The organism is Pirellulales bacterium, from assembly GCA_019694435.1.
GTDB lineage: Bacteria > Planctomycetota > Planctomycetia > Pirellulales > JAEUIK01 > JAIBBZ01.
In genome coordinates, this window is the sequence record JAIBBZ010000022.1 from 1 (window position 1) to 25,206 (window position 25,206).

Annotated in this window: 17 protein-coding genes; 9 read left to right on the forward strand and 8 right to left on the reverse strand. The window is 65.6% G+C overall.

The window, feature by feature from the left end:
* Nucleotides 1-237: 237 nt before the first annotated feature.
* Nucleotides 238-1,830 carry a PQQ-like beta-propeller repeat protein gene (locus K1X74_15760; protein ID MBX7167788.1) on the forward strand — a complete coding sequence of 531 codons (1,593 nt, stop codon included), beginning with the start codon at nucleotides 238-240 and terminating at the stop codon, nucleotides 1,828-1,830.
* Here K1X74_15760 and K1X74_15765 read toward each other — a convergent pair.
* Nucleotides 1,817-4,315 carry a glycosyltransferase family 39 protein gene (locus K1X74_15765; protein ID MBX7167789.1) on the reverse strand — a complete coding sequence of 833 codons (2,499 nt, stop codon included), beginning with the start codon at nucleotides 4,313-4,315 and terminating at the stop codon, nucleotides 1,817-1,819. The genes K1X74_15760 and K1X74_15765 overlap by 14 nt on opposite strands.
* 148 nt (nucleotides 4,316-4,463) lie before the next feature.
* Between K1X74_15765 and K1X74_15770 the strand changes: the two genes are divergently transcribed.
* Both K1X74_15770 and K1X74_15775 read left to right on the forward strand, forming a co-directional pair.
* On the forward strand, nucleotides 4,464-5,324 hold the full coding sequence (locus K1X74_15770; protein MBX7167790.1) for a glycosyltransferase family 2 protein: 861 nt from the start codon (nucleotides 4,464-4,466) through the stop codon (nucleotides 5,322-5,324).
* Between the two features lie 6 nt (nucleotides 5,325-5,330).
* On the forward strand, nucleotides 5,331-5,756 hold the full coding sequence (locus K1X74_15775; GenBank protein MBX7167791.1) for a hypothetical protein: 426 nt from the start codon (nucleotides 5,331-5,333) through the stop codon (nucleotides 5,754-5,756).
* 15 nt (nucleotides 5,757-5,771) lie between these two features.
* On the opposite strand, the gene K1X74_15780 is transcribed toward K1X74_15775, so the two are convergent.
* Nucleotides 5,772-7,721, reverse strand: coding sequence for a hypothetical protein (locus tag K1X74_15780; GenBank protein MBX7167792.1), 1,950 nt, complete (start codon nucleotides 7,719-7,721; stop codon nucleotides 5,772-5,774).
* A gap of 319 nt (nucleotides 7,722-8,040) precedes the next feature.
* Between K1X74_15780 and K1X74_15785 the strand changes: the two genes are divergently transcribed.
* From K1X74_15785 to K1X74_15800, 4 genes are read left to right on the forward strand one after another with little or no spacing between them, the layout of a single operon-like run.
* Entirely contained in the window at nucleotides 8,041-9,969 is a 1,929-nt protein-coding gene (locus K1X74_15785) for a thioredoxin family protein (GenBank protein MBX7167793.1), read from the forward strand.
* A 17-nt stretch (nucleotides 9,970-9,986) separates the two neighbouring features.
* Nucleotides 9,987-11,948, forward strand: a complete 1,962-nt coding sequence (locus K1X74_15790; protein ID MBX7167794.1) for a redoxin domain-containing protein — start codon at nucleotides 9,987-9,989, stop codon at nucleotides 11,946-11,948.
* A 48-nt stretch (nucleotides 11,949-11,996) separates the two neighbouring features.
* Nucleotides 11,997-12,422 (forward strand): hypothetical protein, encoded by a 426-nt coding sequence (locus K1X74_15795; protein ID MBX7167795.1) that lies wholly within the window; start codon nucleotides 11,997-11,999, stop codon nucleotides 12,420-12,422.
* A 1-nt stretch (nucleotide 12,423) separates the two neighbouring features.
* Nucleotides 12,424-14,334 (forward strand): redoxin domain-containing protein, encoded by a 1,911-nt coding sequence (locus tag K1X74_15800; GenBank protein MBX7167796.1) that lies wholly within the window; start codon nucleotides 12,424-12,426, stop codon nucleotides 14,332-14,334.
* Here the strand turns inward: K1X74_15800 and K1X74_15805 are convergent.
* Nucleotides 14,245-15,207, reverse strand: coding sequence for a lysophospholipase (locus tag K1X74_15805; GenBank protein ID MBX7167797.1), 963 nt, complete (start codon nucleotides 15,205-15,207; stop codon nucleotides 14,245-14,247). The two genes, K1X74_15800 and K1X74_15805, sit on opposite strands and share 90 nt — an antisense overlap.
* A complete protein-coding gene (locus K1X74_15810; protein ID MBX7167798.1) occupies nucleotides 15,207-16,364 on the reverse strand; it encodes a thiolase family protein in 1,158 nt (385 codons plus the stop codon). The genes K1X74_15805 and K1X74_15810 overlap by 1 nt, the downstream gene beginning before the upstream one ends.
* Nucleotides 16,365-16,679: 315 nt before the next feature.
* Here K1X74_15810 and K1X74_15815 point away from each other — a divergent pair, with 315 nt between their 5' ends.
* Nucleotides 16,680-18,467 (forward strand): peptidylprolyl isomerase, encoded by a 1,788-nt coding sequence (locus tag K1X74_15815; GenBank protein ID MBX7167799.1) that lies wholly within the window; start codon nucleotides 16,680-16,682, stop codon nucleotides 18,465-18,467.
* Between the two features lie 39 nt (nucleotides 18,468-18,506).
* Here K1X74_15815 and K1X74_15820 read toward each other — a convergent pair whose 3' ends face one another.
* Nucleotides 18,507-20,147 carry a cyclic peptide export ABC transporter gene (locus tag K1X74_15820; protein ID MBX7167800.1) on the reverse strand — a complete coding sequence of 547 codons (1,641 nt, stop codon included), beginning with the start codon at nucleotides 20,145-20,147 and terminating at the stop codon, nucleotides 18,507-18,509.
* Nucleotides 20,148-20,452: 305 nt separating this feature from the next.
* Here K1X74_15820 and K1X74_15825 point away from each other — a divergent pair, with 305 nt between their 5' ends.
* Nucleotides 20,453-20,764 (forward strand): hypothetical protein, encoded by a 312-nt coding sequence (locus K1X74_15825; GenBank protein ID MBX7167801.1) that lies wholly within the window; start codon nucleotides 20,453-20,455, stop codon nucleotides 20,762-20,764.
* Between the two features lie 58 nt (nucleotides 20,765-20,822).
* Here K1X74_15825 and K1X74_15830 read toward each other — a convergent pair whose 3' ends face one another.
* The 3 genes from K1X74_15830 to K1X74_15840 all read right to left on the reverse strand — a co-directional run bounded on the left by K1X74_15830 (nucleotide 20,823) and on the right by K1X74_15840 (nucleotide 25,205).
* Nucleotides 20,823-21,572 (reverse strand): 4'-phosphopantetheinyl transferase superfamily protein, encoded by a 750-nt coding sequence (locus tag K1X74_15830; GenBank protein MBX7167802.1) that lies wholly within the window; start codon nucleotides 21,570-21,572, stop codon nucleotides 20,823-20,825.
* Nucleotides 21,569-22,360: an alpha/beta fold hydrolase gene (locus tag K1X74_15835; protein MBX7167803.1), complete on the reverse strand. Its 792-nt coding sequence runs from the start codon at nucleotides 22,358-22,360 to the stop codon at nucleotides 21,569-21,571. The genes K1X74_15830 and K1X74_15835 overlap by 4 nt, the downstream gene beginning before the upstream one ends.
* 160 nt (nucleotides 22,361-22,520) lie before the next feature.
* Nucleotides 22,521-25,205: a hypothetical protein gene (locus tag K1X74_15840; GenBank protein ID MBX7167804.1), complete on the reverse strand. Its 2,685-nt coding sequence runs from the start codon at nucleotides 25,203-25,205 to the stop codon at nucleotides 22,521-22,523.
* Between the last annotated feature and the right edge of the window lies 1 nt (nucleotide 25,206).

Sequence of the window (25,206 nt, forward strand, 5' to 3'; positions counted from 1 at the left end):
TGGCCGACGGTGCGATCGACCGCCTGATCGGCGGCAGCGACCTCGATTGGCTCTTCTACACCTTCGGCCAGGACGTCGTAAACGGCCTGGAACCCGGCGAAACGGAAACCGATTCGGCGCCCTGAGCGGCTGCCTGTTTCCCGGTCATGGTGAATCACCGAAGGTGAGCGATATACTCCATCGTCGCGCCGCAAGGCGACCTTCGATCTGCACCTCTCTCCCCCCAGGTACCGCGCGATGAGCGACGACCTGACGTCAGCCACGAGCGCATCTTCCCCAGTGGCCGCGCCGCCCGCGGGCATCCGCTGGCGAGGCGGCGTCGCCATCGTGGTGTTGACGTTGTTGGCGATCGGCGGCGTGTTTGTCGTCATCGGCGATCAGCAAATGCGCGTGCTGATTCCCCAGCTCTTGGCCATCCTCGGCGCGGCTTTGCTGGTGCTTTGGTTTGTCTTTCTCTCCGGTGCGACGCTCCGTTCACGGTTGCTGGTCGCGGTGATCGCCCTCGCGGGCTTGGGCGGTCTCAAGGCGTGTACGCGCCGTGTCGGCCTCACCGGCGATTTCTGGCTCGATTTCACCTGGCGCTGGGAACCGCAGGCCACGACGGTGGCCACGAACGCGACTCAGGTCGATCTGCGCTCGACGACGCCGCACGATTTTCCGCAGTTCCTCGGCGTTCACCGCGACTGCCACGTGCCGGGCGTCCGGCTCGACGGCGATTGGACGCAGCACGCGCCGCGTCTGCTCTGGAAGCTGCCCATTGGCGAGGGCTGGTCGGGATTCGCGGTCGTGGGTCCCTATGCGCTGACGCAGGAGCTCCGCGGTCCGAACGAATGCACGTTGTGCTACGAAATCGCCACCGGCCGCATTTGCTGGACCCGCGAAGGCAAGGCCGGCATGATCTCGGCGATCGGCGGCAACGGGCCCCGCTGCACGCCGACCATCGTGGACGGGCGCGTCTACGTGTACAGTTCGCTCGGCGAATTGGCTTGCCTGGATGGTTCGACGGGCAAGGAAATCTGGTCGCGCGATGTGATCGCCGACTACGGGGGCGCGGTCGTCCAGTGGGGGATGAGCAGTTCACCCCTGGTCTACGGCAACCTGGTAATCGTGGTCACCGGCGGCACGCGCAGCAACACGCTCGCGGCCTACGACATCCAGTCGGGCAGCCCGCGCTGGGCGGCCGGAAGCGACCTGTCGGGCTACGCTTCGGCAGGCGTGGCCAAGCTGTTGGGCCGTGAGCAGATCCTCATACTGAACAACAAGACGATCACGAGCCACGATCCTGAAACAGGGACCGAGCTGTGGTCGTATTCCTGGCCTGGCGACAATTCGAAGTGTTCGCAGCCGGTTGCCATCGGCGAGGACCGCGTGTTCATCTCCAGCGGCTACGGCGTGGGCAGCGCGCTCTTCCGGTTGACCACCGACCCGGCGGGCAAGATCACGACGGAAACCATTTGGCGCAACAAGAACGTCATGAAGACCAAGTTCACTAACGTTGCCATTCAAGACGGCTACGTTTACGGTCTCGACGACGGCATCCTCTCATGCGTCGCATTGGAAACCGGCCAGCGCCGCTGGAAGCAGGGCCGTTACGGCCATGGGCAGATTCTGCTGGTCGGCGAGCATCTCGTCGTGCAGACCGAGCCGGGCGAAGTCGTCCTCGTGGCGGCGGACCCGGCCAAGCATCGCGAGCTGGGGCGCGTGGCCGCGCTGTCGAGCAAGACTTGGAACACGCTGGCCGTGGCGGGCAAGTATCTGCTGGTTCGTAATGACAAGGAGGCGGCCTGCTTCGAGCTGCCCTTGGCGGCCGCACAGATCAGCGGACCATAGCGGACAACGCCACCGCCGGGCGCGATGGCCGACGTTGTTCGATCTGCCGGAGCAGCGCCGCAATTTCGGAGTTCTCGGGGCGGAGCCCTGCGGCAGCCGCGGCTTGTTCGAAGGCTTCGTCCCAGCGCCCAAGCCGGGCGAGCACATTGGCCAGCCCTTGCCGCGCGAAGAACTCGTCAGGCGCCAGCTCCAGAGCGGCCCGGAAATGCCGTTCGGCATCCGCCATTTCGCCGGTCGAAAGCCGGCACACGCCCAACGCCGTAGCCGCCTGAGCGCGCAAACCAGGCAAGGCATCGGGCGGCGCCGTTTCGCCGGCACGTGCTAGCGACGCGACGGCCGCGTCGGTCCGCCCGCTGTGCAAGTCGATCAGTCCCTGGACCAGCGCGGCAAGTCCCTCGAGTGGCTGCCGGCGATGGTCCTTCGTCAGCACTCGGTCTGCTCCCTGCACGTCACCCTGCGCCAGCAGCAGCAGCGCCTGTCGGCCCACGCTCGTCGAATCGTGCGTTGCCCCTTGCGCTTGTTTCAGCTCTTCTCGGAGCCAAAGTTCCGCCGCGGCAGGATCGGCGAACAGCTCGCGGCGCGGCGTGCCCGGCAGGGGGATATACGCCGGCCGCCGATGGCCCTCTCGGCGGCTCCATTCCTGGACTGTTTGCGATGTATCGATGCGCGTCGCGCGATCCAGGCACAAGTTGGCGGCTTCGAACCAGCATCCGTGGTCGAACAACCAGCGGAGATACGCCTGCTCGATGGCGTCGGCCTGAGGTATCCGTACCAGGGTCTCGCGGAGCACGCGCGCCGCGCGGAGGGGGTCGTCGCGTTGTTCGTAGTAATCGCGCAACAGCAGTGCCCAATGCACCGGATCGGCCGGCGTCCACAGCCGGTCCAGGTACCAGCGCGCCAAGGCACCTTCCGCATCCCCGGCGGGCAGGGTCGGGCGAAACACCACCAGCGGCGAAGCCTGGCGATCGTCGAACAGAAGCTCTTCGCCCGTTTGTGGCGAGGGCAACACGAACGATCGCGAGTACTCGCTGAACGAGTTCCCCTCGTCGACGACGATGATGCGCTGCGGCCGATCGACAAACACCGCCTGTTCGATGTCCTGAAACGCCGGGTAGGCCCGTGAAAAGCCGTTGACCGAGTAGCCGGACAAGGGGCGCTCGACGAATCCCAGGCGCGGCATGGCCAGCATGTGCGGAAACGGCCACGCGGCCAGAATCGGCTCCTGGGGATTCGCGGCCACTAGTGCCCGCACCGCCGCGAGGTTGGCGCGTTGATCGGCCCGGTATTCCAGGCTTCGCTCGAGCAACGCGCCCGTGCGGCCGAGACGCTCGCCATGCGCCGCAATCAAGTCGGGGTAGAACCGGCCGTACTGATTTCCCAGGTTCAGCGCGCAGCATACGGCCAGGATTCCGATCGGCACCAGCCGCCAGGCGATCTGCGCGGCCAGCGCCGTAGTCAGGAAAATCCACAGCAGCGGAACCGTAGGCAACAGATAGCGCGGCAGGAAGATAATTCGCGTGATCGACCACAACATTCCCACGCACAGGATCGCGGCGAAGACCGCCGCGCCGTTCTGCGCGAAATGCTGCCCGAGCGTGCCGCGCCGCCACGCGACCACGCTCCAAACAACGGCCAAGGCGCTCGCCGCGAGATAGCCCATCCCGAGATCTGGACACCACGTCCAAATAGCCGCCAGGCCCAGGTCTCGGGATCGAAACGCCGTCGTCATCTGCCAGCCCAACTGTCCTCCCCAGGAGATGGCAGCGGTCTCGCAGACCACGAGCAGCGCGGCAACCAGCATCCAGACGACCGGCGGCCGACGCCCGGTGTGGCGCGCCAGGACGAGGCCGCCAATCCAATAGGCCAACAAGGCGACCGCAACCAACGACCCCGTCGCCTTAACCAGGAACGCCACTGCGGCGGCCGCGCAGGCCCAGGCGGGGCGCTCCCGGTCAATCGACCAGAGTGCCAGCGTGCAGCACAAAGCCAGAGGCAGGTCCATGCCCAGCATTTCCATCTGCGCGCTGAACATCGGCGTCGTCGCCACGCACCCAGCCGCGAGGACCGCCGCCACCGTACCGCAGCGCTGCCGGAGCAGATCGATCACCAGGACCAACAAGATCGCCGAGCAAGCCAGGGTGACTAGGTGCGCCACCAAGAGAACGGATGCGCTCGAAGGCAGCGTCCGCATGGCGATTGCCACGAGCGTGGGCACGATGCTCGTTACGTAGCAGCGCGTACCGCCCTCGCCGATGGGCCGTTCTTCGTAGCGCAGCCGGGCATAGTCGAAGTCCGTGTCGGCCAGGAAGCTTGCCTCGGCCCAAAGTCCAATCGCAAAGTCCCAATAGGGCGGCCAGCGCAGAATCTCCCACCGCGACGCGGCCAACAGCGCCGTCAACAGGACCACGGCCAGCGAAAATAGTTGCCAACAGCCCAGTGGCCAGCGCGCTGCCGATTCGCAATCTCGCTGGCTCGCCTCGGGCATACGACGGCACGAACACGCGGCAAGAAGAGGAAGCATTCGCCCGGAAAACCAGAGCCAGCAGTTGCTTGGCGAGGCCGGCGTGAGATTCATGTTATACTCGACTGGGTTTCGCTGCATTGGTCCAGCCGCAACCCTGACGAATCTGCGCATGCCGCCCATGATCGACCCGTCCGGCAATTCGACAACCGCGCCGCAATCCGGCAGCCAGGAGGGTGCCGGTGACACGCCGGACGTGGCACTGGCGATCCCGTGCTACAACGAGGAATCGGTGTTGGGCACCACGGTCACCCAGTTGCTGGCCGCCTTCCGCGAACGGCACGTGCGCGTCGAGCTGGTGCTGGTCGACAATGGGTCGATGGACGGCACTGGGCGGATTATCGACGAGTTCGTCGCCGCCGGGGCGCCGGTCGTCAAACGCCGCATCGATGTCAATCGCGGCTACGGCAACGGCATTCTCCAAGGGCTCGCGGCCTGTCGGGGCCGGATCATCGGGTTCGTGCATGCCGACGGCCAATGCGAGGCGGCCGACGTCGTGAAAATCTGCGAGCTGGCCTTGTCGTCGCCGACGCCCGTGTTCGTCAAGGTGCGGCGGCGGTTTCGCCTCGACGGGCTGCGGCGCAAGATTATCTCGATCGTCTACAACGCCCTGGCCAACATCCTCTACCCGGGCATCGGCTCGCTCGACGTGAATGGCAGCCCCAAGGTCTTTCCGCGGGAATATTTTCCCCGCATGAACATCCGTTCGACCGATTGGTTCATCGACCCTGAGATCATGCTCAGGGCTCGCGAGCTCAAGCTGCCGGTCATCGAACGCAACGTCATGGCGCAAATGCGCACTGGCGGTCGTTCGCACGTCACCGTGCACACCTGCAAAGAGTTCGTGGTCAATCTGCTCCGCTACCGCGTCGGCATTTGGAAGCCCGCGACCAGCGAGCGCGATACGGATCACGCGATGTCCGCCGCGGGCCGCCCCTCGGGCGCGGCCCGGGCGAGTTCCCCCACGGGATAAAGCTCGATGCGCCATTTGCTGCGCTGGTTGGCCATCGTCTGTGTCGGAACTTTGCCGCTCTTGACAGGCTGCGTCGGGGGGCGTGCCGGCCGGCCGCAACAGCAACTCGATCGCTTCGTCGCCGCGTACCTGATCGACCAGGCGACTCCCAGCGCGGCCTTACAGTCGCCCGATGGCCGCTGGTACCGCCGCTTGCGGTTGATTCGCAGTCCACAATGGTGCCAGGTGCTAGGCACGACGGCCGACAATGTGCCACGTGCGCGGCTGAGCTTCGAGTACGACGTCTGGCACACGGCGTCTCGGGCTGATCGCGGCGAAGCGGAGCGCGATCAGGAGTTTCAGGTCGAACCGCCGCTGGGAGGCCGTTACGGGTTCCGGCGGCGAGATCTCGAATTCGCCTATCGCGATGGCCGCTGGCAGCGGCTCGAGTAGCCGGAACCCGCGAGTTCAAGAACCAAACGGGTCGTGCCGTTCAGGGTCCAAGCGTGCCGCTCTTTCGCGCGCCGCGGCCGCTGCTTCCGCATGGCCCTGCAGTTGTTCGACCCGGGCCAGGATCAGCCAGGCCCCGGCTTCGTCGGGTTCCAACGCCAGGGTGCGACGAATCGATTGGTCGGCCTCGTCCAGTTCGCTCGCACCGGCAGCGGGCCGCTTGCGACTGAGCAGATCGGCCAGCATTTGGCACAGATCGGCAGCTCGCGGCTCGACGGCCAAGGCGTGGCGCAGCTCGGGCAGCGCACGCTCGTCCTGTCCGGTTTGCACCAGGTGCAGCGCCACGGCGCGTTGCCGGCTGGCGTCGCTCACCAAAGGAAGCAGCCGCTGCCGATACCAGGCTTCGCGCTCTGCTCGCGAGGGCACGCTGCCCCCCCAGCGCTTGCGAAACACCAACAGCGGCGATTCGAACCGGCGATCTTCGTAGAGGATTTCGTCGCCCGCCTCAGGTTCCGGCGTATCGAACAACCGCGCGAAGCGATGATGCAGGGTGTCGATGCGGATGAAGACCGGGGCTTCGGGAACGTCGTCGAGCGCCGCCGCCAGCGGGTGTCGCAGCCAGGCCACGCGGTCGGAATAGTTGTTGAGCAAATAGCCGCCGGTCCACGGTTTCTGGACGTAGCCCAACCGGGGCAACGTCACAAAATTCGTCAGCGGCGCGGGCACAAAGATCGGCTGTCCTGCGCAGCACTCCTCCAGCCTGCGAATCAAGGCGAGGTTGGCCTGGTGATCGGCCAGGTATTCGCGCGACCGGTCGAGCAGTCCGCCCGTGCGTCCCAATTCGCCTGCAACGGCCTGGGCCAGCGCGGGGTAGAACCGGCCATGCTGGTTGGCCAGCTCGAAGACGAGCAGGCCCGCGAACAGGGCGTATTTCCAGCGGGCACGGTTTGCGGTGAACAGCGGCACCGCGCAGGCAGCCACCAGAAACGGCACCGCGACCAGCAGATAGCGCGGTAAGAAGATGACCCGCGCCATGCCCAGCACGACGCCCAGCACGATGGCCCAGCACAGCAGGACGAACTGGACATCGTCGCGTGCAAGCCAGCTTCGCAGGCCAGGCCGACTTGCGCCGGAGGTGCCGGACGCTGGCGCGGCGCCTCGCGCGGAAAGGAACATTGCGACGAGTGCCGCGGCCGCGGCCAGGAGCAGCAATACGATCAGGTCAGGGCAGCACAGCGGAGCCAAGACTTGCAACGTGGCCAGCTCGTGGCGATGGTCGCGCAGGATCAGTTCGCTGGAAATGTGGTTATGGCGCATGACGAACAGTTCCGCGGCGACGAGCAACACACCGAGCACGATCGCCCCCGGCAGACGCTCGTCGCGACGGCGATCCCTGCCGACGACGATCGCGCGCAGCACGATCAGCCCGAGGATTGCCACCGTCGCCACGGCGCCGCTGGCCTTGCAGGCATAGCCCACGGCGGTCCACCCCAGTGCGGCCGCCGGCCGGCGACTGAACAGTCGATCGACGGCCATCAGCACTGCGGCCGCCATGGGCATTTCCATGCCCAACAGCTCGATCTGCGTGCTGAAGATGGGCACGGCCGCGGTCAGCGCTACGGCCAGCAGTGCGGCCCCGGCACCGCAATGCGGGCGGAGGATGCGAAACAACGCGACCAGCACCACCGCCGCGCACGCATAGGTGAACAGGTGATAGACGATGATCGTCACGCGCGGCGTGGGACAGACGAGCATCAGCAGCGCCACGAAGCTGGGGAGGACGCTGGAGACGTAGCTCCGCGCGCCGCCGTCCCACACGCTCTTTTCGCGCGTCATCAGCCGCTGGTAATCGAAATGGCTGTCGACCAGGAAATCGGCCTCGGTGAACAGCCCCACGGTGGCGTCCCAATAGGGTGGTGAATCGATCGTCTCGAAGCGCCAGGCGAGCAGCCCCGCACACACGGCCAACCACGCTAGCGCCGTGCGTACCGGGGCGCGTGCCGGACCCTGGCCGGTTGGTTCCGCGCCTGTCCTCCGGTGGGCCGAATGCGACAATTGTGCGTTGTCCGAGGCGTTCAAATTGCGCTAACCCGCCCTGCGATAGAATGTCGCAACCTGAACGGCCGTCGCAAGTTGCTTGGATATCATGGCACGACTAGAATCGGCTGTGGAGGCGTTGGCTTCCGCCCGTGGGCGGAGGCTTCATTTGTTGCTCGGTGCGGTGTCGACCATGACCTTCTCCCCGCCACCGGTCCCTCGATGCGCGCCGGGTTTGCCGTGCGTCGGCGTGCGGTTGGGCAGGGCGGCCACCCTGGCCGGGATTCTCATCTTCGGGGCGGTGCTGTTCGCCGGCCCCCGCGCTTTGCGCGCGGCCGACGAGCCGGCAACTCCGCTGGGACGCAAGATCGACGATTTCACCCTTCGCAGTTTTCGGGGGTCCGAGCATCGGCTCAGCGACTTCTCGGCTGCCCCGGTGGTCGTGGTCGCGTTTCTGGGCGTCGAATGTCCGCTGGCCAAGCTGTATGGTCCCCGGCTCGAGTCTTTGCAGCAGCAGTTTGCGGCGCAGGGAGTCGTGTTTCTGGGGATCGATTCGAACCGCCAGGATTCGAACACCGAATTGCTCCATTATGCGCGGACGCACGGCATCACGTTTCCCCTGCTCAAAGATCCGGGCAACAAGGTAGCCGATCAGTTCGGCGCACAGCGGACGCCCGAGATGTTCGTGCTCGACCGCCAGCGCGTGATCCGCTACATCGGCCGCGTCGACGATCAATTCATCATCGGGATTCAGCGTTCCAAGCCACAGCGTAAAGACCTCGAGCTGGCGATCGAGCAGTTGCTCGCCGGCCAGGCAGTCGAAGTCCCCCTGGCCACGGCGGTGGGGTGCCTGATTGGCCGGATCCACGAGCCGGCCGCCGAGGGCAACGTGACCTGGTCGGGCCAGATTGCCGCGCTGGCCGCCGAGCATTGCCAGGAGTGCCACCGTCCCGGGCAGGTCGCGCCGTTTCCGCTGCTCACCTACGAAGACACGGTCGGTTGGGCCGACATGATCGGCGAGGTCGTCGAACAACGTCGGATGCCGCCCTGGCATGCTGATCCCGAGTACGGTGACTTTGCCAACGCGATGCGGCTGCCCGATGAGGCGCGCCAGATGTTTCTCGACTGGGTGGCGGCTGGCGCACCCCAGGGCGACCCGGCGCTGGCCCCGCCGCCGCGCGAGTTCGTCGAAGGCTGGCAAATCCCTGAGCCCGACCAGGTCGTCTACATCGCTGACAAGCCGTTTGTCGTACCGGCCGAGGGAACCGTCGAATATCAGTGGTTCGTCGTCGATCCCGGGTTCGAGGAAGACAAGTGGATCCGGCTGGTCGAGTGCCGCCCGGGGAATCCGGCCGTGGTGCACCACGTGACGGTCTATTTCCTGCCCCCCAATACACCCTGGGACATCGATATTGGGCGGCCGATCAACTTTCTCGGCGGTTTTGCGCCCGGCAAGCGGCCCGTCAACATTAAGCACTTTGACGGTACGGCGCGATTCATCCCGGCCGGGTCCAAATTCATCTTCGAGATGCACTATACGCCCAACGGCAGCGTGCAAACCGACCGCAGCTCCGTTGCCATGTTGTTTGCCAAGCCCGAAGAGGTAAAGCGCCAGTTGTCGCTGGTGCTCGTGGCCAATCGCGATTTCACCATTCCGCCCGGTGCCGCGTCGCATCCGGTCACTTCGCGGTTCACCTTTGCCGAAGACTCGCTGCTCTACTCGATGAGCCCGCACATGCACCTGCGCGGAAACACCTTCCGGTTCCTCGCCCGGTACCCGAACGGTACCAGCGAGATTCTCTGCGACGTGCCGCGTTTTGATTTCAACTGGCAGCACGATTACCTGCTCCGCACGCCGAAGCTGCTGCCGAAGGGGACGGTGATGGAGTGCCTGGCGACGTTCGACAACTCGACCGAGAACCCCGCGAATCCCGACCCGACACAGCCGGTGCGCTGGGGCGACCAGACGTGGGAAGAAATGATGATCGGCGCGATCGCCTACGTCGCCAAGGACCAGGATTTTTCTCGCGGGGTGGGTATGCCGATTCCATCGCGAAATCGTCAAGGCGGCTACGCCGTCCTGGCGGCCTTGCTCAGCGGCGCGGGGCTGGCCTCGCTGCTGGCCGCGACCTGGACGGTTCGCCCGTGGAGCATTTACCGGTTGCGATCGGTTTCCTAGCGAGGCGGTCGAGCGCTATGGCCTGGCGGCCGTTTGTTCCTGTCCTGGTTGTGGCGGCAGCGCTCGACGCGTGGTGCGGGTTCGACGCCGGCGTTGCCCGCGCGGATGATGCCGGCGCTTCGCCCGTGGGACGCAGTGTGCCCGATTTCAGCCTCGCCGATACCGCCGGCACGGTCCGCACCCTGGCTCAGTTGGCCGATCGGCCCGCAGTCGTCGTGGCGTTCTTGGGCGTCGAGTGCCCGTTGGTGGGGCTGTACATTCCGCGGCTCAACGAGCTGGCGGCCGAATATGCCGACCGCGGTGTGGCGTTCTTGGCGATCAACTCGAATCAGCAGGATTCATTAGCCGAGATCAGCCACCTGGCGCAGGTTACGAAGCTCGCCTTTCCGCTGCTGAAAGACCCGGGCAACGTGGTGGCCGATGCGTTTGGCGCCGAGCGCACGCCTGAGGTATTTCTGCTCGACGCCCAGCACAAGGTGCGCTACCGCGGCCGCATCGACGATCAATTCGGCGTCGGCTATCAACGGGCCGCGCCCACGCGCCGCGATCTAGCCGTCGCGCTCGACGCAGTGCTGCAGCAGCGCGCCGTCGAAATCGCCGAAACCGTGGCGCCGGGTTGCCGCATCGGTCGACTGCTCGCCCCCGACCCCACGGCCGGGATCACCTGGGCAGGGCAAATCGCCGCAATCTTTCAACGTCGCTGCCAGAACTGCCATCGGCCCGGTCAGATCGGCCCGTTCTCCCTGCAAGATTACGGCGAAGTCGTCGGCTGGGCCGGCATGATCGGCGAAGTCGTCGAGGCCGGGCGCATGCCGCCGTGGCACGCCGAAGCGCCCTGGGGCACGTTCGAGAACGAAGGCCGACTGCTGCCCGAGGAGCGCGAAGCGATTCTCGCCTGGGTTGCAGCCGGTGCACCTTCGGGTGATTTGGCGCGTGTACCGCCGCCACCGAACTTCTCCACCGGTTGGTTGCTGCCGCGTTATCCCGATCTGATTCTGCCCATGAGCGACCGTGCCTACGACGTCGCGCCCGCGGGAGTGATCGAATACCAGTACTTCGTCGTCGATCCGAAATTCACGCACGATGTCTGGATCGACGCCGCCGAGGCCCGGCCGGGGAACCGCGCCGTGGTCCACCACGTAAACATCTTTGTGGCGCCGCCCGAGGTCGATGCGGCCCGGCTCACGCGCGACGAATTGGCCGAGTTGTGGGCCCTGCAAAACCACATGCTCTGCGGCTATGTGCCGGGCATGCGCCCAACGACCTTTCCGGCGGGGCTCGCTAAGCCAATCCCGGCCGGATCGCGGATCGTCTTCCAGATGCACTACACGCCGACCGGGGCTCCGCAACAGGATCTCAGCTCGCTGGGGCTGATCTTCGCTCCGCCGGGGGCGCGGCGCACCGAAGTGACGACGGTGCCCGCCGTCAACAACTGGTTTGAAATCCCGCCCGGCGATCCCGCCTATCGCGCAGACGTCTCGATCCGCGTCAAGTCGCCAGCGCTGCTCTTGGCCATGCTGCCTCACATGCATTTGCGCGGGAAATCGTTTCGCTACACGGCCGAGTATCCCGACGGGCACCGCGAGGTGTTGTTGGACGTGCCGCGCTACGATTTTCTCTGGCAGAACCGCTACATCCTGGCCGAGCCCAAGCGGTTGCCGGCCGGCACGCGGATTCATTGCGAGGCCGGCTTCGACAATTCGGCCGAGAACCCGGCGAACCCCGACCCGACCGCCACGGTGCGCTGGGGCGAGCAGAGTTGGGAAGAGATGTTGATCGGCTATTTCGACGTGGCGCCACTGGACGATCCGCGCGCCGCGCCGGCCGGCACAGACCGCCGCTACGCCTATTCCGCGGCCGTGGGCGTGCTGGCAATTGCGGCCAGCGCTTGGTGGCTGTCTCGACGGCCGCGTGGCACTGCGCCGTCGCCGGCGGGAGAGTCCGCATGGGCCGCTTCGTCCGTTCCGGCCGGTCTATGAGTCAATTGCACCTTGGACGCAACACGTATTTCGGGGAGCCAGGCTGTCATGGATCTTGAATCGCGATTGTTACGAGTGGAGCTGCGTGCCGCGCGATTGCGGTTGCTGGTCGGACTGTTGCTGTTGGGCCTGCTCGGGTCGTGGGCGCTGCAAGCCGCGTGGATTTACCGCACCAAGCTGCGCGAACGCACCTCGCAGGCTATTCCCGAATTCGTTCAGGCCCGGCGGTTCATCCTGGTCGACCCGCAAGGCGAGGAGACCGCCGTCTTGGGCAACACGGACCAGGGCCCCTTCCTCGAGTTGAACGATCAGCACGGCCGGCGCCGCGCGGTCCTCGACGTCCGTTCGACCGGCCCTGGCCTGACGTTGAACGACGCTCGTGGCACCGTGCGGGCGCTACTGGCCGTGGAAACAGGCGGTCCCTTCTTGGGACTCGCCGACGATCAGGGCAACGATCTGTACAAGGCGCCCTAGCGTGGTTCATCGCCGACTTGGCCGCTGCTTCGCGCCGCTGTTGCTTGCCCTGGCAAGCGCCGCGCATTCGAGTTGCTTGGTGTGCGCCGACGACCAAGCGGCACCCGTAGTCGGACGCCATGTCGACGACTTCGAGCTGGCCGACTACCGCGGCAAGGAATACCGGTTGACGGATTACGCCTTTTCGCCGGTCGTCGTGATCGGCTTTCTGGGGACCGAATGTCCGCTGGCGCGGATTTACGCCCGCCGCCTCAACGAGCTGGTTACGGAATTCGCTCCGGCCGGCGTCGTGTTCTTGGCGATCGATCCCAACCAGCAGGACTCGCTGGCCGAACTGGCCGAGTTGGTCGCCGAGTTTCACTTGCAATACCCGTTGCTGAAAGATCCCGGCAACGTCGTGGCCGATCGATTCGGCATCCGCCGCACGCCGGAATTTTGTGTGCTCGACGCCGAGCGCGTGGTGCGCTATCACGGCCGGATTGACGATCAGTACGAGATCGGCACGCAGCGCACCCGACCCAACCGCCGCGATCTGGCCCTGGCGATCGAACAGGTGCTGGCAAGACGTCCGGTCGAAATCGCCCAGACCAATGCGCCCGGCTGTCTGATCGGCCGCGTACGGCAACCCCAGCCCGATGCCGACGTGACCTGGTCCGAGCAGATCGCCCCGCTGCTGCAGGCACATTGCCAGGAATGCCATCGCCCGGGGCAGATCGGACCGTTTTCGTTATTGACGTATGCCGAGGCCGTGGGCTGGGCCGACATGATCGGCGAGGTCGTGGCCCAGCGACGGATGCCGCCGTGGCACGCCGCGCCGGAATATGGCACCTTTGCCAACAACCAGCGGCTGACCGACGAGCAGCTCGATCTCGTGCAGCGCTGGGTGAAAGCCGGTGCTCCCGAAGGCGATCCTGCGCGGGCGCCCGCCGCGCGGCAGTTTTCGCCCGATTGGCGCATCGCGCAACCGGACGCGATCGTGCCGATGTCCCAGCGGCCGTTTGAGGTGCCGGCCGAAGGCACCGTGGCCTACCAATGGTTCTACGCCGATCCGCACTTCACCGAGGACAAATGGGTCAAAGCCGTCGAGGTGCGGCCCTCGGCGTTAGAGGTCGTGCACCATGCGACCGTTTATCTCAAGCCGCCGGACGTACCGTTTGATCTGGCGCTCAACGAACGCATCAACCTGGTGGGCGGCTATGATCCCGGCGGCGATCCCTGGCAAGCCCCCGAAGGCATGGCCATGCGCATTCCGGCGCGCAGCCAGTTGGTCTTCGAAATGCACTACACCCCCAACGGCAACCCGCAGCAGGATTGCAGCCGGGTTGGCCTGGTGTTTGCCGACCCGGCCAAGGTGCACAAGGAGATTCACTCGGTGATGCCGGCGAACACGAGTTTTGCCATCCCCCCGGGCGCGAGCAATCACGAAGTGTCGGTCGACTTTACCTTTCCGGCGAATGCCTTGGTCCTGGCGATGCGCCCGCACCTGCATCTGCGCGGCAAGGCGTTTCGTTTCGCGGCACGGTACCCGGACGGTAGCGAAGAAATCTTGTTGGACGTTCCGCGATACGACTTCAACTGGCAATACAACTATGTGTTTGCCGAACCGAAACGGCTGCCGTTGGGTACCAAGCTGCATTGCACCGCGTGGTACGACAATTCGGTCGACAACCCCGCTAACCCGGATCCCGCTGCCACGGTGCGCTGGGGCGACCAGACGTGGCAGGAAATGATGATCGGCATCTTCGCCATGGCGCTGGCCGATGAAGACCGCCTTGCGCCCAAGCCCACGGCCTCGCCCCCGCTGCCATCGGTGGCCGGAGAGCTAACCGTGGCCGGCTTGCTCGTGGCCGCCGCGGTCGGGGGCTTGTGGTGGCTGCGGCGCCGCCTGCTCTTCGCCCACCTCGGAGGATAACACCGCTTGCGGTCCCAGCACTTCGTCGAGAAAGCGGTCCAAGGCCACATAGTATTCCACGGGTTGCGAGTCGCCATGTCTCAGGCCCGGCGCGACGAACAGTTCCTTCCGCCCGTGTGCCGTGTCGAACACGCTCCGCGCCATCTCCATCGGCACCACTTCATCGCGCTCGGCTTGGCTTTGAAACAACGGACCGTCGTATCGGGCCAAATCGGGTAGCCCCTCGAACCGATATCGCTGCAGCCAGCGCATCGGCGCCCAGCGGTAGTTGACTGCGGCGACGTCGGTCAGCGAAGGCGGCCCGTTTTCCAGGATCAAGCACCGCGCTCCCGCGGTACCCGCCAGCCGCATGGCCAGGGTCGCTCCCATCGAGCGCCCCAGCAGCAACACCGCGCGCGATTCGAGTTTCTCGCGACGGCAGAGCCAATCGAGCGCTGCCCTGGCGTCGCGATGAAACTGCTCTTCCGTGGTCGGCGTACCGGCGCTGCGGCCATAGCCGCGGTAATCGAACACGAAGATCGAGAGCCCTAGCCGATGCAGTTCGAGGAGCGCGTCGCGCTGATAGGGGAGGGCGATGTTTCCGCCCGAGCCGTGCAAGAACAGCAGCGCGCCGCGCGGCTGCGGATGTGGCACGTACCAGCCGAACAGCCGTGTGCCGTCGCTCGACTCGAACCACACGTCCTCGCGCGGCAAACCCTCGGGTTCCCAGTCGCCGATCGAAGCGGGGGTGAGCAGGAACCAGTACGATTCCTGGTAGGCCCACATGTGGTAAAGCTTCGCGGCATAGGCCGCCACGGCCAAGAGCCCTAAGGCAGCCACCCACCGCCACCAGCGGCGCTCCGGCCGAACGGGCATGACTGCGGCGTCGGCCATCAATCGATCCGTTCGACGATCATCGCCGTGGCCTGTCCATGGCCGATGCAAATGGTCAGCAATCCCAGCGTGCCGCCGGTGGCCTCGAGCCCAGCCAGCATTTTCGCGGTCAATGCGGCCCCCGTTGCCCCGAGCGCATGGCCGTGAGCGATGGCGCCTCCCCAGGGGTTGACCTTGTTCAGGTCGGCGCCGAGTTCTCGTGCCCAGGCCAGCACGACGGTCGAAAAAGCCTCGTTGATCTCAATCCAATCGATGTCTGCCAGGCTCAGGCCAGCACGCTTCAGTGCCAGGCGTGTGGCGGGTATGACGCCAGTGAGCGCCAGCGTGGGATCGTCACCCACAGCGACCCGCGCCAAGAACCGTGCCCGGGGTCGCAGGCCATCGGCCATGGCCCTGCGGCGGTCACCGATCAGCACCGCCGCGGCACCATCGGCGATCTGGCTCGAATTGGCCGCCGTGAGCACGCCCTGGCCGCTCGGCCGAAACGAAAGCTGCAAGCTGGCCACCTTAGCAGGGTCGATCGTGTCGCGGATGCCTTCGTCCCGCCGCAGCTCCAGCGGCGCGCCGCTGCGCATCAGGCCAGTGGTCGCTAACATCTCGCGATGTCGCCGTTCGGTCGCCGCGCGGCTTGCCCGCCGCATGCTTTCCATGCCATAGGCGTCGGCTGCCTGGCGAGAGATCGCCCAACGCTCGGCAATCCGCTCGCCGCTTTCAGCCTGATGAACGAGTTCGCAGCGCGCTTGAAGCGCCGGATCGAGCTGGTCGAGTCCGCCGATGTCGCTGTAGAGCGGCACGCGCGTCATGTGCTCGATGCCGCCGGCGAGCACGTAGTCTGCATCGCCAGCGGCCACCGCGGCTGCCGCGAATTGCACGGCTTGCTGGCCCGAGCCGCACCAGCGATTCACACTCACCGCGGGCACCGTGTAAGGAATGCCCGCCAGTAACATGCCGAGCCGCGCAATATTTGCGCCCTGCTCGCCCGACTGCGTGACGCAACCGACGATGCAATCGTCCAACTGGTCCGCGGCAATCGCGGCGCGGGCCATCAGGCCACGCATGGCGAAAGCCAGCAAGTCGTCGGGGCGCGTATCACTGTATGCCCCGTTCGGGCGGCCAAACGGCGTCCGCACGGCTTCCAAGAGAACGGGTTCGCCCACCTTTCGACCTCCTGATCCGGAGCGCACGATCGACCCATTATGACGCCCGCAAGGTCCGACGGACATGCACTCTGCGCGGCGGGTCGCCGCGAGGCCATGTTCCGGCGAAAATCATTTGCCGGCAACGCGTTGCGCGGTCGATCGCCATCGCCGCATGCTGGACCGGTGCCGGTTCGGACGTCTATACTGAACTCATCGCTGAGAGCGTGATGCAGAGGGGGTCCGCGCCGGCATCTTTTCCTGTGGCTGCACTGGTTTTCCAGCGGCTGCACTGGCTGTAGTCGTATTGCCAACCACTCGCGGGGGCGATTCCCGATGCGTTTTGTTTGTTGTTTGACCGGGCTGCTGCTCCTCGCGTTGTGCCGCCCGTCCGGCGCCCAGGATGCCGGAGCTCCTTCGACCGCCGCGGAACAGCCCCCGGCGGCCGCTGCCGCAGAGCCTGGCGACGCTCCCCAGCCGGGTGGCGCGGTCGCGCCTCCCGATTCGCCCGATGCCCCCGTGGTGCCGTTCGAGCAGGAACCTCCGGAGGTTCAAGAGTTCTTGACGCTGCTCAAGAACTGGCAAGAGGAACGAGCCGTCCGGTCCAAGGCCATGCAAGAGGCTCCCAACGACGTCAAACGCACGGAGTTGGTCCGCGAACAGCAGCGCTGGTCGGACGAGATCGTGCCGCGGCTGATCGATGCCGGCCTGAAAGCATATGCGGCCAAGCCCGGGCAAAAAACGGTCGAGATTTTCCTGGCGAAGATGGCGGTCACATGCTTCGAGTCGGATCAAATGGAAGACGCGGCCCGGATCAGCAGCGGCATGATCCTCAGCGGATACAACTTCGGGCCCATGGCCGTGCTGGCCGGGCGAGCCTGCCTGGAGATTGGCAATTTCGAGGACGGCGAACGCTGGCTGCGGATTGCGCATGACCGGCTGCACATGCAAGACGCCGTGGCTGCGGCATTTCTCCGCACGCGCGACGAGACCGTACCGCGCTACGAGGCCGAAATGGCGATTCGCGCACGCGAAGCCGCGGCCGACGATCTGCCGCGCGTCCAGGTCGACACCTCGCGCGGCAGTTTTGTCGTCGAATTGTTCGAGAACGAGTTTCCCAACGCGGTTGCGCTGTTTGTTTCGCTCTGCGAGCGCAAGTACTACGACGAACGGCCGTTCTATTACGTGCGTCGCAACTATTTTGCGCTGGCTGGCGACAAGACGGGCACCGGCAAAGGCGACGCTGGCTACAGCGTCGTCAAGGAGTTTGTCCCCTGCACGGGCCCCGATTACGTCTTTCCCGAGGCCGATTCGAAAGAGCCCTGGCGCCTGCCGACGCGCGGCTCGTTCATGTTGCTCAACGATACCCCGCTCACGCTTGGATCGCGGTTCGCCGTCTGTTATCGCAGTTCGACGGCGCTGACTTTGCAGCAGATGGGTGTCGTGATCGGCCGCGTCATCTCGGGCCTGGAGTACGTCACTAAGCTCCAGGAACGGAATCCCCAATTGGAGACGCGCGGCGCGGAATTCGACCGAATTCTGAAGACCACCGTGCTCCGCAAACGCGACCATGGCTATGCGCCCGTGTTCACCAAAGTGCACGTGCAATCGCTTTACAACCAGGGGCTGGCCGCAGCCAAGAAGCTCAAAGCAGATGACAACGGGCAGCCGCTGACTCCCGAGCAACACGAGGCTCAATTGCAGCGTGCCATGGAGTTCTGGGACTTTGCCTTGCAGATTCAGCCTGGTCATACGTTGACGCTGTATGCGCAGTCCGTGGTATATCTAGGTGAACGTCGCTTCACGGATGCCATCGCGTGCCTGGAGCGTCTGCTGAAGCGCGAGCCGAATCATCTGCTGGGTCGCGAACAACTCGTCACGGCATATCTAGGCGCCAACGAATACGAGAAGGCCATCGCGCAGTGTCGCGAGATTACGGTCCTCGATCCGAAGAACGCCAAGGCCTATAACAATCTCGGCATGCTCTACGTGCAGCGGCACCGGCCCAGCGAGGCGGAAAAGGCCTTTAAAAAAGCCTTGGAAATCGATCCGACCTACGAGAAGGCCCTGCGCAACTTGCGCGCCCTGCGGCAAAACTCGGAGGCCAACGCGGCGACCCCCTAGCCAAAGTCGCGCCGGCCCTGCGTCTGCCTGAGCGGCCGGCTATGCCTGGGCGGCCGGGCCGCGGGGTGTCTCGTCGGCCACGAGCCGCCCGTTCTCGAGCCGCAAGATCTCGTCAGCCACGTGGTAATAGCGGTCGTCGTGCGAAATCGCCACGACGCACTTGCCGCGCTCGCGGAGCTCGGGCAGCAGTTCTTCGTAAAAGACCGCCTTGAACTTGGGGTCCTGATCGGCGGCCCATTCGTCGAACAGCAGAATCGGACGCTCATCGAGCAGCGCCATGACCAGCGCCAATCGCCGGCGTTGACCCTGAGAGAGCCCGAGGGCCTGGATCGAGTCGGCCGCTAGTTCGACCTTGTCGGCGATCCGCAGCCGCGCCAGCCACTCGCTTGCCCGGTTGAGCAGGTCGGCCGGCTCGTCACCGACCAGGCGCAAGAACAGGTGGAAGTCGTAGAAGACGGCCGCGAACAACTCGCGCAAACACTCGCGCCGCCGCTCGTCGATCGGAAGGCCGTCGAGCGTCACCTGACCCGAACTCGGCGCGTACAGGCCCGTGAGCAGCTTGGCCAGGGTCGACTTGCCGCTGCCATTGCCGCCCGTCACGAACACCAGACGCCCGGGACGCAGGCCCAGGCTCAACGGGCCCAGCGTGAACGCCGGCTCGCCCACGGGCGCATCGTAGCGGTAGCAGACGTCGTGGTATTCGAGCCGCGCGAAGCCCCTCCTCCCCGGTTCGGCGCCGCCGGACGCTTCCGGTCGATCGAACTCCAGTCCCAAAGCGTCGATCTGCTCGAGCGCAATTCGAGCCCGGGTCACGGCCGGCAGAAACTGCAGGACAAAATCGAGCGGCCTCAGCAAATACAACAACGTCATCCCGTAGCTGGTCAACAAGCTGGGGGCGTCGGCCTGGGCGCGCGGCCAGCCAAACGCCAACACACCCAGCAGGACAATCACCAGCGTGTTGGCCCAAGTGCCTGCCACGACGTAACGCGCCAACCCGAGCAAGAGTTGATTGCGGTATTGCGCCGCGTTGGCGTGCAGATCGCTGGCGAGAAACGTCTCGCGCCGCTCGCGGTGCAACTTCAGCTCTTTGTTTCCGTCGGTCGCGGCCCGCAATGCGGCGAACAGCGCGTCTTGGGTTTGCCGTGCCTGGCTCATCGAGTGTCCACCGCTGCGTTCGATCCGCCGATAGACCACGACCCCCAGCCCGAGCGTGGCGACGACGGCCAGCAGCACGCCAGGGGAAAGCCAGCCGAGAAAAGCCAAGCATCCGGCGATGGTTGTCGCGCTGACGAACAAGAACGGCAACCCCATCGCCGCGTCGCTGATGGCTGCGACGTCCTCGGTCAGAGCCGCCATCAGCCTGGCTGACCCCGCTCGCTCCACCCGTGCCAGCGGAGCCGCCAGGATGCGCTCGACCAATTGCAGGCGCAGCGTCAACACGGCGTCTTGCGCCATGCGCAACAGCGATAATTGCGATCCAATCCGTGCCAACGCGGCCGCCAGCGCCAGGGCGACGAAGGCCGCCAGCAGCCCGCCACCGGGGCGGCTCGACGCGGCCAGGGCCTGCGTAACCACGGCAATCAACCCCGCGCTGGCGGCACCGCTGAGCAGCCCCAGCGCGGTCGACGCGAGGACCTTGGCCCGCGACCCGGCAAACAGCACCGCGAAGAGCCGCCTCACGCTGAGCGCCTCCCCGGCGGAACAATCGTCACGTATCGCGCACTCGGCATGAACAGAATCCTTGTTCAATCCGTAATTTCACGCGGCTCCCCGCGCAGACCCCTGCTGCGACGATGCCGCCGAGCTACATTCCGATAGTCAGCGCAGTCGACCGCGACGGCCGGCTCGGCTCGCCAGTTGGGAGCCGTGACAGGGCTAGTTATACTGAAATGGGCCTGATTTTTGGGGTTATTTTTCGCCTCGACCGACCGGCACCACGCAGGGTCGACACTCGATAGGCTACTTCGGGACCGGGGGACGCGACTGTGGCTGAATACGTGCCGACATTTCTCGGCTCGGTGATGAAGGCCATCGCCTGCACGCCGAACAAGAACTTCGACGACGACGCGTACGATCGCGGCGTGATCGAGCCGGCGCGCAAGATCCGCAAGCTCCAGGAAGAACTCGGCGACGCTCGCCCCTCCGATGAGCAAATCAAGGAAGTCATGGGCCTGCTGCTGATCATCTTCGAAACCAAGATGGTCGACATGGACGAGCGCGAGGATCGGATCAAGGAGATCCTCGATCGCAATCAACTCCACGCCCTCTTTCCCGATCTCTTGCCGCTCAATCGCTGAAGCGCGCTTCGCGGAGCGAGGCAGGGCCTCTAGACGGCCGTAGGTCTGCGGGCGCCAGCTATGGCACCGTCTCGCGCACCAGCACCCGCGGTTGCATCGCCCCCACGCGTCGCACGGCTAGCGACAAGGTGTGCACCGCCGTCGGGTAGTGCTTTTCGAAATACCAGCTCGCCGGGTCGTCGGGAAGCTCCGGGGCGAACCGGATGCCGATCGGGGCCGCATCGCGCAGCACGAAGGAAAACTGTTCCAGCGGCAGCGACAGGCCCATGCCACGGGCCTTGATATAGGCTTCCTTGAGCGTCCAGTAGTCGAAAAAACCTCGCCGCTGCGAGGTCTCGGGCAGCTTCCGTAGATCGGCGACTTCGTCGGGCGAAAAGAACCGATCGGCGACGTCCATCCCGCCGCTGGTCCGATCGCGCCACTCGACATCGACGCCCGACTCGACTTCCCAGGTAATGATGGCCGCGACCAGGCCCGTCGTGTGCGAGACATTGCATTTCAGCCGTCGCCAGCACTCCGGTTCGGACACGTCCGGCCGGCCATAGGCGTTCGTCACGAACTTCCACGCCGCCGGGTCGACGCCCGTATAGTTCGCGAGCAGCGTGCGCACCAGGGCACGTGTGACCAGATGGGTGTGCCGGTCCTTTTCGAAGCGATACCGCTCGCGCCGTGCGTGCTCCTCGGGCGAGAGCAACCGGTGGTAACGGGCCAGCGTGTCCGGATCGGTGATCTCGCCGGTTCTGACGTACCAGACATGCGCCTCGTTGACGCCCAGGTCAGCCGGCGGCTTGCTCCCGAGGGCGCTCATGGCGACAGACCGCTCGTGTTGTCCGGCAGCTCGCGAACGAACCGTTGCAGCCGCTGGCTCAACAGTGCCGCCTCGGTTTGCACGAACATGTGGCCTCCCGGCACGAAATCGACGCGGCAGCCGGGGCAGAACTGCGACCATTCGAACACATGCTCCGGCCGACAGACGACGTCGTCCGTGCCGCCGAAGACCATCACGGGCACGCCCGTCAGCGGCTGCTCGATTTCGAAGGCCTCGAACGCCTGGAAATCGGCTCGCAGGGCATGCTTGAAATGGTCGAACACGTCCGGCTCGTCGGCCCATTGTTTCGGCACGCCGCCAAACTGGATGAGCGCCTCGAGCAATCGTGCGTCGTCCATCGACAAGAACGATTCGTACTCCGCCTTGCGGTGCGGAGGGCGTGCGCCGCTGAGCACTACGGCCCGCGGTGCCCGGCCGGCGGCCTGCAATGCTTGCGTCAGGGCAAAGACGACGCACCCGCCCAGACTGTGGCCCAACAGCACCGCATCGTCCAACAGTTCCGCCGGGAGGTGTGCGAGGTAATCGCGGACCATGGCCGGAATGCTGGGCAGCGGATCGCCAGCGCTCCAGCCGTGGCCGGGAGGATCGATCGCCCAGAATCCCCAATCGCGTGGCAGATGGTGGGCCAATTCGCGAAACGCCAGCGATTGGCCGCCGGCGTACGGCAGCGCGAGGATGCGCGGAGCGCCGGCCTGCGCCGCGTGAAAGCGGCGCAGGCCGATGCGGCCGTCGGCAAGGCGAGTGAATTGGGCGCCCGAGTTGGTCATCGGCGTGGACGAGCGAGTTACTTGTTCACCTGGGTCGCAGTTTCGAAGCCATCAGCCGATAATTCGGCCCTTCAGGCCGCCGACAAAGTTACGTTGCAGAGCATGACGGGGTAAGGTCAGCGGACTCGCGGTAGGGTTGCACCTGCCGCGACCTGTAATTTTAGTGTTCGCGAAACGGAAGTCCTTGGCGATAGAGATTCAGACGCGACTCGACGGCGGCTCGCTGGTCCGGCTGAGCCGGGTCGCCTGCCAGCAAGGCGAGTGCTTCCTCGGCCGTCTGGACAGCCTCGTCGAACCGCGACGCGCCCGCATATGCTGCGGCCAAGGCGTCGAGGCACTCCCAGCGGCGTCGCTTCGTGGCGCGGACGGCGCGCTGGGCCCAATCGATCGCCTGCCCCGGGTCGAACAACGAAGCCTCGCGCGTCGTCGCGAGAAGCCAGGCCCCCTGGCGCGCCGCCTCGATGGCCAGATCGCTCGTCGGACCGTACTGAATCACCTGGCGAAATTGGACGAGGGCGGCCGCGATATCGCCGCTTTGCAACATCAACCGGCCCAACTCGTAATGGCTGTCGATACGCTGCGGTTCGGCCTCGATCGACAGTGTGTAGGCTCGAATGGCGTCGTCGCGCCGTCCGAGCCGTGCCAGGGTGGCTCCCCAGAGAGCCGCCGTCGACGCCTCGCGGGGCTCGAGCTTGACCGCCTGGGCCAGGTGCGGCTCGGCTTCGCTGTCGCGATCCAGCTCCAGCAGCAACTCGCCGCTGGCCCGATGCGCCGTTGCTGACGTAGGGTTCGAAGCCAGGGCCCGCTCGAAATCGGCCAACGCCGGTTCGCGTTGTCCGAGATGTCGGCGGGCCACGCCGCAGCGCACGTAGACGTCGGCCAGCTCGGCGGGCGCCAGCGATGCGCAGTAAGCGCCAATGTTCAGCGCCGCTTCAAACTGTTCGACCGCCCGTGCCCACGCCTTCTCGGCCAGGAACATGTCGGCATACCGCACGCGCGCCGGGCCGTACTGCGGATTCGCGGCCACGAGCGACATCAGGCGCGCCCGTGCCTTCTCTTGCTGACGTTCCGTCAGGTCGAGATCGACCAGCATGAGCTCAGCCCCGGCATTCCCCGGAGCGCGATCGAAGATGCGCAACACGGCCTTGCGGGCCTCGGCAAATCGCCGTTCCGCGACGAGCTTGCCGACGAGCTCGCGTAGACCTTCCTCGGGCCACAGCAAGCCGAGCAGCGCCGCTCGGCGTTGTTGAGGCGTTGCCCGTTCGGGGACACTGTGTACAAAGGCCACCAATGCGTCGTTCGCGCCACGAAACAAGGTTGGGCTGGTCGGCAGCGGTCGGGGCAACGTGCCGGTGCCGATCGGCGTAAAGCGGTTTTCAGCACGCACGACGATGACTTCGGCGGGCAGGTCCTGCAGCAGATCGGGCGACGGCTTGAACGACGCGGAGACGTAGGTGTTCACCGTGTAGCCATGGAGCGGCTGGTTGACGTAGCCCAGCATGGGCAGCGAAAGCAGATAGGCGAACGGATTGCCGGTTACGATCGGTCGCCCTGAGGCTTGCTGCTCGAGGATTGCCGCTAGGCGGATGTTTTCCCGGTGATCGGCTAGGTATTCGCGGCTCCGTTCGAGCACCGCGCCTGTGCGACGATCAAAAACTCCGTGTGTCGAGGCCCGTTCGACTGGCGGCAGCAAGTAGCCGTGCAGTTGCACCAGGTTGACGGCAATCAGCGCGACCGCGCCGGCCAACGCCACAGGCCGCAGCGCCGCACGATGGCCCCAAAGCATCGCAAGCATGACGAGGACCAAAGGAATGGCCATCGTGATGTAGCGTGGGATCGTGTAGGAGAGCGTGAGACCGGCGAGCATGCCCCCCGCGACGATCCACGTGAACAAGCCAAAGACCCAACACGACCGCTGCCGCCACAGCGCGTCGACCAGCGCGTTCCAACGGTTGCCAGCCGCCGGCCCTTCGTGTGGGTGCTCCGGGCTCGATTCGCTCGTCGGTTCCGACAGCGCGCCGCGCATCGCCATCAGCGTCGAAACGCCCGCGACAGCGACGACCGCAATCCAGGTAGGACACCAATAGAGCAACTGCGTCAGGCTGCGCATGCCCTCGCGCGTATCCACCGGCAATCGCTCGGGGCTCGACTGCGGCAGTTGACTCGACCAAAGGACCAAAGTCAGGCAGCCCGCCAGGACCAGCAGCAGCGTGCCCAACGCGGTCAGTGTGTGACGCTGTGCGGCCCGGTCCCGGGCGCAGGCCGCCAGGCAGCACAGCGCCGCCAGGTAAACCGCACTCGCGACGAGCAGCACCCCGCCGCTTTGCTTGATGAAAAAGGCCAGGCAGCCGACGGCAACCGCGCCCAAATAACGCTCGGAGATCAGACAGCCGGCCATCAGTAGCCCGGTGAGCGCCAGGGGAAGGTCCATGCCGATCATGTCGACCTGCACGGCAAACACTGGCGTGGTCACGAGCGCGACGACGGTCAACAGGGCGCCGATCCAACCGATACGCGGCCGCAGCAAGGCCACGGTGGTCGTCGCAGTGGCCGCGGCCAGGGCGAAAGTCGCCAGATGGCCGACGAACATCACCGAGTGCGGCGATGACGTCAGCCGCATCACCAGGGCCAGCAGCGTCGGCACGATACTGTGCAGGTAGACCCCCGGTCCGCCTTCCAGGAACCGGGGCTCCTCGTACCAGAGACGCTGGTAGTCGAAACCGCTCTCGGACAGAAAATGCGCCTCGAGAAACAGCCCCATCGCCGAATCCCAATAGGGAGGCGAGGCGACGATTTCCCAGCGCCAAAGAGTGATCGCCAGCCAACAGACGACGAAGATTGCCAAA

Excerpts from the sequence above, each read along its gene's own strand:
- K1X74_15770 (MBX7167790.1), top strand. The coding sequence starts at position 4,464 with ATGCCGCCCATGATCGACCCGTCCGGCAATTCGACAACCGCGCCGCAA.
- K1X74_15805 (MBX7167797.1), bottom strand. The coding sequence starts at position 15,207 with ATGGCCGACGCCGCAGTCATGCCCGTTCGGCCGGAGCGCCGCTGGTGG.
- K1X74_15795 (MBX7167795.1), top strand. The coding sequence starts at position 11,997 with ATGGATCTTGAATCGCGATTGTTACGAGTGGAGCTGCGTGCCGCGCGA.
- K1X74_15835 (MBX7167803.1), bottom strand. The coding sequence starts at position 22,360 with ATGACCAACTCGGGCGCCCAATTCACTCGCCTTGCCGACGGCCGCATC.
- K1X74_15815 (MBX7167799.1), top strand. The coding sequence starts at position 16,680 with ATGCGTTTTGTTTGTTGTTTGACCGGGCTGCTGCTCCTCGCGTTGTGC.
- K1X74_15775 (MBX7167791.1), top strand. The coding sequence starts at position 5,331 with ATGCGCCATTTGCTGCGCTGGTTGGCCATCGTCTGTGTCGGAACTTTG.
- K1X74_15830 (MBX7167802.1), bottom strand. The coding sequence starts at position 21,572 with ATGAGCGCCCTCGGGAGCAAGCCGCCGGCTGACCTGGGCGTCAACGAG.
- K1X74_15790 (MBX7167794.1), top strand. The coding sequence starts at position 9,987 with ATGGCCTGGCGGCCGTTTGTTCCTGTCCTGGTTGTGGCGGCAGCGCTC.
- K1X74_15760 (MBX7167788.1), top strand. The coding sequence starts at position 238 with ATGAGCGACGACCTGACGTCAGCCACGAGCGCATCTTCCCCAGTGGCC.
- K1X74_15765 (MBX7167789.1), bottom strand. The coding sequence starts at position 4,315 with ATGCCCGAGGCGAGCCAGCGAGATTGCGAATCGGCAGCGCGCTGGCCA.